The organism is Mesorhizobium sp. M1A.F.Ca.IN.020.06.1.1, assembly GCF_004023265.1.
GTDB lineage: Bacteria > Pseudomonadota > Alphaproteobacteria > Rhizobiales > Rhizobiaceae > Mesorhizobium.
On record NZ_RZSR01000002.1, the window covers coordinates 16,163 to 27,097 of the forward strand.

Annotated in this window: 9 protein-coding genes and 3 pseudogenes; 2 read left to right on the forward strand and 10 right to left on the reverse strand. The window is 58.1% G+C overall.

What is annotated here, in order from left to right:
* Positions 1 to 713: 713 nt before the first annotated feature.
* Positions 714 to 1,430, reverse strand: coding sequence for an SPASM domain-containing protein (locus tag EOA60_RS00325; protein WP_224571099.1), 717 nt, complete (start codon positions 1,428 to 1,430; stop codon positions 714 to 716).
* A 719-nt stretch (positions 1,431 to 2,149) separates the two neighbouring features.
* Between EOA60_RS00325 and EOA60_RS00330 the strand changes: the two are divergent.
* Positions 2,150 to 2,385: pseudogene (locus EOA60_RS00330) on the forward strand (transposase); the annotation flags it as partial.
* Positions 2,386 to 2,401: 16 nt separating this feature from the next.
* Here the strand turns inward: EOA60_RS00330 and EOA60_RS00335 are convergent.
* Positions 2,402 to 3,148 carry a LuxR family transcriptional regulator gene (locus tag EOA60_RS00335; RefSeq protein WP_063169365.1) on the reverse strand — a complete coding sequence of 249 codons (747 nt, stop codon included), beginning with the start codon at positions 3,146 to 3,148 and terminating at the stop codon, positions 2,402 to 2,404.
* 354 nt (positions 3,149 to 3,502) lie between these two features.
* Positions 3,503 to 3,805 (reverse strand): hypothetical protein, encoded by a 303-nt coding sequence (locus tag EOA60_RS00340; RefSeq protein ID WP_127262113.1) that lies wholly within the window; start codon positions 3,803 to 3,805, stop codon positions 3,503 to 3,505.
* Between EOA60_RS00340 and EOA60_RS00345 the strand changes: the two genes are divergently transcribed.
* Positions 3,785 to 5,587: an ABC transporter ATP-binding protein gene (locus EOA60_RS00345; protein WP_063169366.1), complete on the forward strand. Its 1,803-nt coding sequence runs from the start codon at positions 3,785 to 3,787 to the stop codon at positions 5,585 to 5,587. The two genes, EOA60_RS00340 and EOA60_RS00345, sit on opposite strands and share 21 nt — an antisense overlap.
* Before the next feature lie 597 nt (positions 5,588 to 6,184).
* Here the strand turns inward: EOA60_RS00345 and EOA60_RS00350 are convergent.
* From EOA60_RS00350 to EOA60_RS00380, 7 genes and pseudogenes are all read right to left on the reverse strand, one after another.
* Entirely contained in the window at positions 6,185 to 6,391 is a 207-nt protein-coding gene (locus EOA60_RS00350; RefSeq protein ID WP_082826584.1) for an exopolysaccharide production repressor protein, read from the reverse strand.
* Positions 6,388 to 6,703: pseudogene (gene fdxB / locus EOA60_RS00355) on the reverse strand (ferredoxin III, nif-specific). The gene EOA60_RS00350 and the pseudogene fdxB overlap by 4 nt, the downstream one beginning before the upstream one ends.
* The gene (locus tag EOA60_RS00360; RefSeq protein WP_063169367.1) at positions 6,700 to 6,903 is read right to left on the reverse strand and encodes a CCE_0567 family metalloprotein; all 204 of its coding nucleotides are present in this window, start codon (positions 6,901 to 6,903) and stop codon (positions 6,700 to 6,702) included. The pseudogene fdxB and the gene EOA60_RS00360 overlap by 4 nt, the downstream one beginning before the upstream one ends.
* 46 nt (positions 6,904 to 6,949) lie before the next feature.
* A pseudogene (locus tag EOA60_RS00365) lies at positions 6,950 to 7,386 on the reverse strand (DUF269 domain-containing protein).
* A gap of 324 nt (positions 7,387 to 7,710) precedes the next feature.
* Complete coding sequence (locus EOA60_RS00370; RefSeq protein WP_128311008.1) at positions 7,711 to 8,868, reverse strand: TlpA disulfide reductase family protein; 1,158 nt, start codon at positions 8,866 to 8,868, stop codon at positions 7,711 to 7,713.
* A 599-nt stretch (positions 8,869 to 9,467) separates the two neighbouring features.
* Complete coding sequence (locus tag EOA60_RS00375; protein ID WP_024505903.1) at positions 9,468 to 10,481, reverse strand: 1-aminocyclopropane-1-carboxylate deaminase; 1,014 nt, start codon at positions 10,479 to 10,481, stop codon at positions 9,468 to 9,470.
* Positions 10,482 to 10,717: 236 nt separating this feature from the next.
* A partial coding sequence (locus EOA60_RS00380; protein WP_348632696.1) for an exopolysaccharide production repressor protein occupies positions 10,718 to 10,935 on the reverse strand: 218 nt, incomplete at its 5' end.

Sequence of the window (10,935 nt, forward strand, 5' to 3'; positions counted from 1 at the left end):
CGGCGGTAGCGAAGCCGCTCGCGAGCGCGCTCCTCAATAGCGCCGTAGCGAGCGAGCGGCTTCGCGGCGGTCATCAATATTCGCCGTTCAACCTCGGGCTGCGGACACCAACCTGATTCAAGAAACTATTTGATGACCGATGACACAGCGAAAGCCACGCTCTCTTTGAGAAGAATGCGGATTCCGATCTCTTGCGCGATGACTGGCCCGAGCCGCCGGATCAAGAGGGCGGGGCCGCCGTGGACCCCCTTGACGGAAAGCCCGTTCGTAGGCCAGGCGGAAGCAACCGGGAGACGCGCTGGCGAAGGGCCGCATCGGTTTCGAGAACGTCCACTACCGCGACGGCAACCATCCCCGGCCGCAGCTGGGCTGCTGCCTTCAGGCGAGTCGAAAAGGAGATCGTCCGGGAGGGTGAAGGCGTTGACGAGGTGAGCCGTGAGTAAGCAATCAAGCTCTGATCGGGATCGACTAACACTGTTTCCATCCGACCGATGGTTGACCTGTGATCGGCGTTACCTCAAGCTAGGCAGGCCGACAAGCTCGGTTGGAAGGCGAAGACCTTTCGATGAGCTCGTCTCCGAAATGCTCGAGGCCCACTGCCGCGCCTACAGGAACATACTGGCGTAACGTGAAAACACGATGGCGTCGCGGGCAGGTGCATCTGTCGTGGGGCCATCCGCACTGCCAGGCACGCCCTCTCGGCCGGCATGCACTCAGGTCCGGTCGTTTGGGTCGGCGAATTCACACATCCTGCAAAGCAGAAAACCATCTGCTCCATTCATGCGGTCGACGATTTCGCGAAAAACTGGCTTTTCAAACAGAGCGGAGTAACCCTCATATAGAAGGTTGCCCAATACGTGACGCCGTTCAAAATCCATAGAGCACAGGGTAACGTCGCCGTTTGGAAGAAGAACATTCCGATACTGTCGTGCGTCCACGCAGGTTAGGGCTCCGACCACTGGCTGACGTGGTGCAACGATCTTAGGGTCGACGCTTCCACCCCTACTGCTCACCGGCCGCGCTTTTATCAGGGCTTCGGTAGGAATAATGTCGGCTATATCTGGGTGGGGCTCGCCCAAGGCCACGAATCGGATCAAGGGGATGTCCGCGTCGACGAGTTGACGAACCAGATCGCGATACTTGTCTCCGACCAGGCGGCTGTTCATGTAGGTGCCGTCATCGAAAACATGGACCACGAATACGCCCAAGCGCAAGGCTTGCAATCGCTGCAGGTCCTGCCCGTTCATTCCCACCAGCGTCGTAAAAATCCTGATGCCATGGCCTTTGGCGAAGGCGTGCTCCACCATTTCGGTACAGTCCGGATTGAGCCAAGGTTCGGAGTATCCCGCAAAACCAATGTCGACGGAAGTCGGTACGCGGGCCAGACACCGCTTGAAATCTTCAAGATCCAGATGACTCGCATGAGACACTTTTCTTTGCCGGACCGCGAACTTGTCCTGGGGACAATATGAACATCCTACGACGCATCCCGTGGTCGTCGTTATCTCCAAAACCCTGCCGGCTGTGTTTGCTGAGCGAAGTTCCGGTAAAATCACTGGTGATTACTCCCATCTACTTCCTGCGAAGCGCCACGATGGTGTGCGTGTGCCTTTGGCTTTCTGATACCGCCTGCTGATCTACCGAGGCAACGCAGACATCTACCCTTTTTGGCAGCCTAAGCCGCCCGGTTCACCGATTTGCCGGGCCGACCCTTCACAAACTTCCAGCGCGTCGGACCAGAGACAGCATTGCATCTTTCGAGGCATCACTCGCTCCGGAGATGTAGCCTCAACCGTTGGTCGCTGGCCCGTCGCCGAGATGCGCGCGCAGCACCCTCGAACCCGCCGGAGAGAAGCTTTCTGGATGCCGTCGATCATCCTTCATCGAGCGAGTTCCGTGTTCTCATGCGGGTCAGCCCTCACACTATATTGCCGCACATCGACCAGCAAAGGCCGAGCTAGTGCGCCTGGCGCGCAGTTACTGCGAGATAGGCTTCGAAAAGCCCGACAGGGCTAAGACGCTCCGCTGTATTGAACCCGAAATGTTTTCTGACAGCTGTCAGATTTTGGACACACATCACTCATCGTCAGTCGCTTAATACGGATGGTAATTTCTTCCAGGAATCGGTGACATTGAACACCACCCTGTCATGACCGCCCAATCTCAGCGAAGCGAACTCAGCATCGCCACCAGGACCAAGCCTGAAGATAAATCCGCCGTAGCAGCGTCAACGACATTTTGCTTTCGAAGCCGGATGGATTGCACGAGGTGATTCGCGCCGTGATGCAGGAGGTGCTCGAGGCCGAGATGGACGAGGCGCTGGGTGCTTCGAAGAGCGAGCGCACGCCGGAGCGTCTCGGCTATCACGCGCGCTACTACGGGCGGAGAACTAGCTGCGCACCTACGGCGGTTGGATAATCCCAAGGTTCAAAGCTTTTACAACAGCTACCGTTCTGCTGGTCGCATCCAACTTCCGCATTACATTTTTTAAATGGAAATCTATCGTATTTCGTGATCTGCCTAAAATAGTTCCTATTTCCCAAGATGATTTTCCTTGTGACACCAAATCAATGCACTCTATTTCTCTCGGAGACAGGTTATGAGCTCGTTCCGACGCAGTCGTAGTGTCGAACTTCGTAACCATCCGATGAAACCGCAGCGCGGCCATTTGCAGGTAGGTGATCGCTCTATTCTGCAATTCGCAGTCCGAGGATTGAGCAAAACTCACAAACCTAAAGCTGCCACCAGGGCCATGTAATGGGACGGTAACGCCTGACCTCAAGCCGAATGTTGCTGCTTCGTCCAAGACGCGGCGTCCATCTTCAGTTATGTTTTCATCAGTATACACCTCGCTCCATCGAAAGGGTCCCGCCTCCTTTCGACCTTTCTTGATGAGGGGGTCTATTTTGGCATAGCCCATTCTCGAGTAGCGCTCCTGCCATTCAGCAGGATAATTCCACATCACCACAGAACCCTCTCGGTTCGGCTTGAAAGCCCTCTCTGATGCGAGCGGCCCATAGGCAATCCACGGGCAATCGAAATTCAGCGCAAACGCAGACAACAGTTCGAACAACTGTTCGGATTGAGCGACATCATCAGTCATCTTGAGGAATAGGTCTAACTCCACCGCAATCCGCCGGAGTTCCATGATGTCTCCTTCATTGCGTTCTCATTGGTGCACAGTTTGCTCCAACCCAGCCTCGCAACATCCGAAGTCAACGGGACTCGAGCCGGAGTTCCTTCCGCCACCTGGAGTACCCTCAAGAGTCGTGCCAGCTTGCGAGCGAAGCTTCTCCTTCAGGTCGTCAATCGACGGGGGAGGTACCCAGGAGGCGAACCGACAGCACTGTGTCGGGGAGCGCACAATCCGACAGTCGAGCATTCGATTGACGGAATATGGGCAGGAAAGTATTCGCGGCGCGCTTTTGAAATCAGCACCTAAGTGCCGGGCCTGAGAAAGCTGCATTGCAACTGTACTTATTTGATCGAGGCAAGAACAAGCTCAAAATTCAATCGATACATCGACCTTCTTTTCCAATCTCCCGAGTTGAGCAGCCGTAGCAATCGTATCGACTGGATGGCGGCTGACTTTCTCCAGGCTCGGTAACCTGCTGAATTTGTCCTTCGGATGTTCCCGCTCAGTTGGCACGACTTTTGAACTCACCGTCGTGAGGCGGCAAGAGCTGCCCGCCAAAATTGATGCTGTTATGGGGGAGGTCGAAATTCCAGTTTTGTCTTTTATCGTCTTTGGGACCGAGCGTGTTGATGCGCCCGCTTGGAAACTATGAGACGTTTCCCCGTCCATGGGCGCGGCGCCACTTGTCGCGACGTTTTCGCCTTCACTGTTCGCCTCTGGAACAGGCAGCCGGCCCGGCTCGCGATCATCATGACCGCGATGCTCGCCTCCACGCTGGCTGACGTGTTGATGCCGCTCTATTCTGGCCGACTCATCGACGCTGTTTCTCGTGCTGCTAATGCGGCAGCACCAGCTTCGGATTCAGCTGTTGCAGCATTCTCTGTACCGATTGCATTGGCACTCGGTGGCATTGCCATGCGCCACGTCGCCTTCATTGGCCTGAGCGACCTGGTGTTGAAAATGATTTCCGACGTCGCGACCGAAGCGTTCCATCATGTGCAGCGCTTTTCGACAGACTGGCATGCAAACAGCTTCGCCGGCTCGACAGTGCGCAAGATAACGCGCGGCATGTGGGCGCTCGACCTCCTCAACAGCACGATACTCGTCACGCTGCTCCCGTCGTTTGTCATCTTGATCGGCTCGACGGTGCTGCTCGGCTGGCACTGGCCGGTCATGGGCGTGATCTTTGCTTGCGGCTCTCTCGTCTACCTTGCGTTTTCGATTTCGCTGTCGCTCGGCTATGTCGCGCCAGCGGCGAGCCTTGCCAACCGATGGGACACAAGGCTCAGCGGCGCGCTTGCGGACGCGGTCAGTTGCAACGCTGTGGTCAAGGGCTTCGGCGCAGAGGTTCGCGAAGACGAGCGGCTTGCAAATATCATGACGAAATGGCGGCACCGCGCGCGCCGGAGCTGGGTGCGCGGAACGATCATCGGCTCAACCCAAGGCGTAACTTTGGTTGCGCTCAGGGTGGCGGTGGTCGGATATGCCCTGCTTCTGTGGTCGCATGGACAGGCAACGCCGGGCGAGATAGCATATGTTCTCACGTCCTTCATCGTCCTGCAGGGCTATCTGCGTGATGCCGGCATGCATGTCCGCAACGTGCAGCACTCGGTTAATGATATGGAAGAACTGGTGGCCATCCACAATCAGCAGGTGGATGTTGCCGATCGTCCAGAGGCCAAGCCGATCCGGATCACGAACGGCCGTATCGATTTCGAGAACGTCCACTTCCGCTACGCCAACCATCCCCTGCCGCTCTATAGCGAATGTTCGCTGTCGATTGAAGCTGGCGAAAGGGTTGGGTTGGTTGGACCCTCCGGTTCCGGCAAGACAACATTCGTGAAGCTGATCCAGAGACTCTACGACCTGAGCGGCGGCCGGATCCTGATAGACGGTCAGGACGTCTCGGAGGTGACCCAAGAGTCCCTTCGTTCGCAGATCGCGATCGTGCAGCAGGAGCCGATCCTGTTTCACAGGTCGCTTGCCGAGAACATCGCCTATGGCCGGCCTGGCGCGAGCCAGGCCGAGATCGAGCAAGCGGCACGACTGGCAAGTGCCCACGAATTCATCGCGCCCCTGCCGAAGGGCTATGGGACATTGGTCGGCGAAAGGGGTTTGAAGCTCTCCGGCGGCGAGCGCCAGCGCGTGGCGATCGCGCGCGCCTTCCTCGCGAACGCGCCGATCCTTATTCTGGACGAGGCCACATCGAGCCTCGATTCGGAATCCGAGGTGCTCATTCAACAAGCGGTGGATCGGTTGATGGTGGGCCGAACCACACTCGTCATCGCACACCGGCTGTCGACGGTCCGCTCGCTCGATCGGCTGCTCGTCTTCGACCGTGGCCGCATCATGGAGGACGGCGATCATGCCGCCCTGATCAATCTCGATGGTGGCATTTACCGCCGCCTCTTCGAACGGCAGGCGTTGGAACTCGCGAAGGGCCTGGCCTGATCGCTAAACCGGCTTGCGCGATGCGCCGAGCCGTTGCCGGAGAGGGGTGTGGCAGTGACGAGCGGCGGGCGTTAGGCGGCAAAACCAGCACGGCCGGAACTGTCCGCCAAACGGGCGAGCGGGAATGCACCACGTCTAAGCTTCGGCGAATGCGCGCAGTTACACGCGGGCACCGAATTGTCGCGCCTAACGGCGCACGCACCAAAAGGGCGGGAATGTCGACGGCCCGGGAAGAGTGCGGCCCTCGCCGTTACCCACATTTCGCCAAAGGAAGCGAAGTCAACGCACATTGAGAGGGCGGTGCTTCCCGGCCGGCCGGGATCCCTGTCGCTGGCCCAACCTACCGCACGCTGGCCACGTCAACGGTTCAAAGTCCCTTCGGTTCGCAAAGTCGTCCCCTTGGAGACCCGGAAGCGCAGGAGCTCCGACCGCAGTCTTCGCTCAACTCTGGCCATCTGCTCCGGGATTGGATTCCGTTCCCTTGCTAGCACAGTGGCAGCTGAGCACGAACTCGCCGGCCCCGTGTCTTTCGATTACGGCCAACGGGCTTAGGAAGAGATTGGATTCGCCGGCCCTCTGCGGAGCGAATGAACAGTTCTACAGATCATCGACGTCCGCGAAAAAGAGCACGCAGCCGAAATAGCAGGCCTGAAGCAGCAGCGAACAGGCCAGCGTCGTGACGACTGCCACACGGATCGAATCCAAAGCGAAGTAAACCATCGACGCATTGCTGCACAGGACCAGCCCCACGAGCCGACAAAAAGATGAAGTGCAACGCCGTTCTCCTGGTTTTCGCCAGATCATGTTGCGAGCTCGTCGGCCGCAACATGCGTCTGGCAGTTCTTGGGGCAGACGCGGCCGCAGGCTCCGCAGCCTATGCAGCGGCCGGCATCATCGACAACCATGATCATGCGATTGAGCTTGCCGTCGAAATCGTCGTCCTCGTCATCGCAGGGGCGAGGATTTCACCCGCATCATCAACGCCGTGAAGATGCATGACATCGCGCGAGCAGACCTTGAAACAACGGCAGCAGCCGATGCAGGTTTGCTATCGATGGAGGTCAGGTACGACGGCATCCAAATGGAGCCGTCACGGGTGGTGAATGTGCGCATCATCCTAAATTCTTCATTGAAGCGAGTTCTCTCTTGGCAACATCCAACTCGGCATAAACGGCTTGGGTTTTCTCGGCGACTTCCTGTATGTCGGCCCACTTGCCCGGCAGACCCTCGACAAGGTCCTGCAATGCCATCTTGGCAATAGCTGCACGCAACTGGAGCTTTCGGACTTTCTTCCTCATCTTATCTAGGTCTGACATAGATCCTTCCTGGAACAATGGTTTTGTTGATGCGCTCCATCTCGGGCTAGGCTTCAATGGCTGCAGTCGCATCGTCGACCAGTTTCGTACCGGCCTCAGCAAGTTTGCGGAAAGTCTCGAAGCCGAACCGGTGGACGTCTCGACAGAACGCCCAACCGCTGGAAGCCCGCAGGGGCTTCATTCCAATTATTGGCGACGTCGACACGCCGGAGCGCTCCTCGATCGCAAGCGCTACGGCGGTGTAAACATGTCGAGCCTCCACAGCGCGTCAGGATCGGGATCGCCGCCAAAGGGTACCGCACGTTGCTGTTGCTTGGTGATGATGAACTCGGCCAGCAGCTCGGCATCCGAATGGCCTTCCCATAAGCCGAAGGAATCCTGAGTACGAATGAGCCGCAGGAGGCATTTGACGAACGGGGAAGCAAGGGCCTCGTCGTCCCCGTGGACAGCAGGGCCAACCGGAGGAATTTCGTTGTTCGTCATTTCAGTCTTCGTCTTCGAGGTACGATTTCCTTTTCCTGCGATGCCCACTCCGGGTCCGCTTGCGTGGCCGACGAATGGCTTGGGCGGGCCAACCCCAAGAGTGCCCCGTGGCCGACCTCGACATGTCCACGAGTGCGAGACCTGCGGCGCGAATTCGCGGCGCACATCGTCTGCGCCGCGATCCGACCGGTGGTCAACGCAATTGAAATCCAACCTTCCGCAAGCCGCCGCCCTGCTGCATCGACATACTTGCTGCGAAGAGAGCTTCGATGGGCGGATTTGCCGGTGTTCAATTCCAATTGTCATGCCCTTCGCGATCCTTGCTCAGGAAGTGACAGCGTTTTGAGTTTCGGAAGTCTTGTTTTGCGGAGCCACACAGAGACCCGCGTGACAGGCAGGCTCACCCGTGTAGTTGGCCAGGGCTTGGAGCAACGAGGTGAGATAGTACTGTTTGGTGTGGTCCGGAATTGGCCCCAGCCGGTCCACCGATTTCAGTGCCACCTCGATCAACTCGATTGCGCGATCTTTGTTGCCGCTCTCGTAATAATACTGAGCTACCGGGAGGTACCGGAGGTATTTAAACGGGCCATCGCCGTTCGGGGGATTGAGTGCCAGTATCTGTTCCGAGAGCTCGTTGCCCATCGCAAAGCGCTCCGCGCGCGGAAGATGGGAATTGTCCATCGTGGGATCGAAGAGTTGGTTGAGGGCCAAGGCCATCCACGACACCGCGTCGGACGTTTTGTCGATCGCGTCCTCGACCAATTCTCGCATGACCGGCATGCCGGTCTTGATGTCGCGCAGCTTGTGAAGCAGAAGATCCGCATGAATCTGCCGGAACTCACAAGAGTCTGGCATCAAGGCGAGGCCTTCTTCGATGGCCAAGAGCGCCGCCGTCCAATCCTCGGCCTGCATCGCCGGCTCAAGTTTGGCGTATATCGGCCCGGTAAGCGACATTTCGCGCGCTGCAAGTTGGTTATGCGCGATGCGCTTTGCATCGGCGGCTTTCGCTTCATAGCTGCTGCGCCAGCTGCCGTTAAGGACTTTCGGCAAAACGTCATCGAGTTCCGCCGGGTGGCCGATAAAAGCGATGTGGCCGTCGCGGTCGACCACGAACGAGGTGGGAATCCCAATCGAAGAGCTGGGATCCATCCAGAGCTTGTTCATTTCGCCAATGTAATCGAACCCGATACGATAATTCAGATTCGGGAACTCCTCGGTCAGCCAGGCATCCACGTTGGTCCGCGCCTCGTCTGCGGTAGGACCCTGTTCGCAGGCGGCAACTCCGACCGCCTCAAATCCGCTGCCTTCATATTTCTCCTGCAGTTCGATCAAATGGGGCATGGCGTCGACACATGGTCCGCACCAAGTCGCCCAAAACTCAACGAGGTAGACCTTGCCGGGCCGAAAGTTCGTGAGGGGCTCGCCACGCAGCCAGTTCTCCACTTTGATCGCAGGAGCCGGGGACCCCATACGCAGTTCCATCTTGGTGTCCAAAGTCATTCCACACCTTTCGTCTCTTTTGTCGCGGAATATTTTCCAGTCAAAATCGGACACGGTCTCGAGGGCATCGCTCCCTCTGGCTTGCTTCAGCGAAGCTCTCACCGTGTTGCCGCACATCAAGCTGCAACGGAGGTGCCAATTCCCTCAGCTCCGGTAAGCGGCGGGAAATGCTTTGAAATTCTCCACGAGGCCAAATGCGGCCGATTGTCGTGAACCCGACATGTCTTCTGCCGCTGTCGGGTTTCGCCCTATCACTCTTGAGAGCTTGGACGGCTCGCCTGTGATTAGACTGGCCTCGGCCCTCGAGCAGTGGCAGTTTGGCGCCAGTTCGAAAGCGCGAACTCGCCGGCTTGGTCCTCGTGCCGCCACCGCCGCGTGTGGATTCTTGCCCCGGAGTCAAAATTCGCCTCGCGGTTGCCAACGGCGGCATGCGCTCAATGCGCGTGGCGTTGAGCACCGACAGCACGTAATGGTACCAATTAGTGGATGCCCGTCGCTGCCTCCACTTCTCCAGCCAAGCGCTCGAACGACGCTACCTACCCACGTTCGAGCGCGACCGCGGAATCGCAGACTGCCGAACGTCAGCCGTTGCGAAAGGTGTAGCCGTACCCGTTGATCGCCGGTGCGCCGCCTAGATGTGCGTAGAGGACCCTCGATCCCTGTGGAAAGAAGCCCCTCTGGACGAGGTCGATCATCCCTTGCATCGATTTGCCCTCGTAAACGGGGTCCGTAATCATGCCCTCGAGCCGCGCGCACAAACGGATTGCCTCTTTGGTTTCCTCCGATGGAACGCCATAACCCGGGTACGCGTAGTCCATGAACAACACCACGTCTGCCTCGACAATTTCCGCTCCGAGGTGGACGAGCTTCGCTGTATTTTGGGCGATGCCAAGCACCTGCGCCTTGGTCTTGGCGGGCATGGCGGAGGCATCGATACCGATCACGTTGCGCTGTCGACCATCCTTGGCGAACCCGACGAGCATGCCGCCGTGGGTTGAACCAGTCACCGTACAGACGACGATATAGTCGAAGGCAAACCCAAGCTGCTCTTCCTGGGCACGCACCTCCTCAGCGAACCCCACATAGCCCAGGCCGCCGTATTTGTGGACAGAGGCGCCGGCAGGTATCGCATATGGCCTGCCGCCCCTTGCCTTGACTTCATAAAGTGCCTTTTCCCAGCTGCGGCGGATGCCGATGTCAAAGCCCTCGTCAACCAGGCGCACCTCTGCCCCCATGATGCGGCTCAAGAGGATATTGCCGACCCGGTCGTAGACAGCATCATCATGTGGGACCCAGCTCTCCTGGACCAGGAGGCATTTCATGCCGATCTTGGCGGCGACCGCAGCGACCATGCGCGTATGGTTGGACTGCACGCCACCGATTGTGACGAGCGTATCGGCATCTGACGCGATCGCGTCGGGCACAATGTATTCGAGCTTGCGCAGCTTGTTTCCGCCGAACGCGAGACCGGAGTTGCAGTCCTCGCGTTTGACGTAGATTTCCACCTTGTCGCCCAGATGCTTGCCGAGGCGGTCGAGCCTCTCGATCGGCGTGGGTCCAAAGGTGAGCGGATAACGTTCGAATTTTTCCAGCATGCTATCTCCAGCAAAAAAGTACCTGAACCTGCTACGCACCGGTCAGCCCAGGGGTATGGTCGCGTGTTAGCCGAACACAGATTCCCTATACGATCAGCTCAGTCATCAGAGGGTGACCAAAATTGGTGTGGGTCTGAGCACTGATCCTGTCATCCGCGCATCAAAGCAGCAGCACATGCTGGGCATTCGACCAAGCCGGGACACAGCTGAAAATTGCATTCCGCAGTTGATCAGAGTCAGACGACTGGTACCCGAGCTTTCCTGTAACCATCGGCATGCTGGCCCCTGTGGCGAGTTCCACGAGCGCGGCTAGAGGACTGCCAGATCAGAAAGAGCACGCGGCCGAAGTAGCCGGCCTGAAGCAGCAGCGAACAGGCCAGCGTCGTGACGACTGCCACACGGAGCGAATCCAAAGCGAAGTAAACCATCGACGCATTGCTGCACAGGACCAGCC

Bases quoted from the DNA above. Each gene is read 5' to 3' on its own strand.
- EOA60_RS00335 (WP_063169365.1), bottom strand. From the start codon at position 3,148: ATGGAACTCCGGCGGATTGCGGTGGAGTTAGACCTATTCCTCAAGATG.
- EOA60_RS00345 (WP_063169366.1), top strand. From the start codon at position 3,785: ATGAGACGTTTCCCCGTCCATGGGCGCGGCGCCACTTGTCGCGACGTT.
- EOA60_RS00340 (WP_127262113.1), bottom strand. From the start codon at position 3,805: ATGGACGGGGAAACGTCTCATAGTTTCCAAGCGGGCGCATCAACACGC.
- EOA60_RS00350 (WP_082826584.1), bottom strand. From the start codon at position 6,391: ATGATCTGGCGAAAACCAGGAGAACGGCGTTGCACTTCATCTTTTTGT.
- EOA60_RS00360 (WP_063169367.1), bottom strand. From the start codon at position 6,903: ATGTCAGACCTAGATAAGATGAGGAAGAAAGTCCGAAAGCTCCAGTTG.
- EOA60_RS00370 (WP_128311008.1), bottom strand. From the start codon at position 8,868: ATGGAACTGCGTATGGGGTCCCCGGCTCCTGCGATCAAAGTGGAGAAC.
- EOA60_RS00375 (WP_024505903.1), bottom strand. From the start codon at position 10,481: ATGCTGGAAAAATTCGAACGTTATCCGCTCACCTTTGGACCCACGCCG.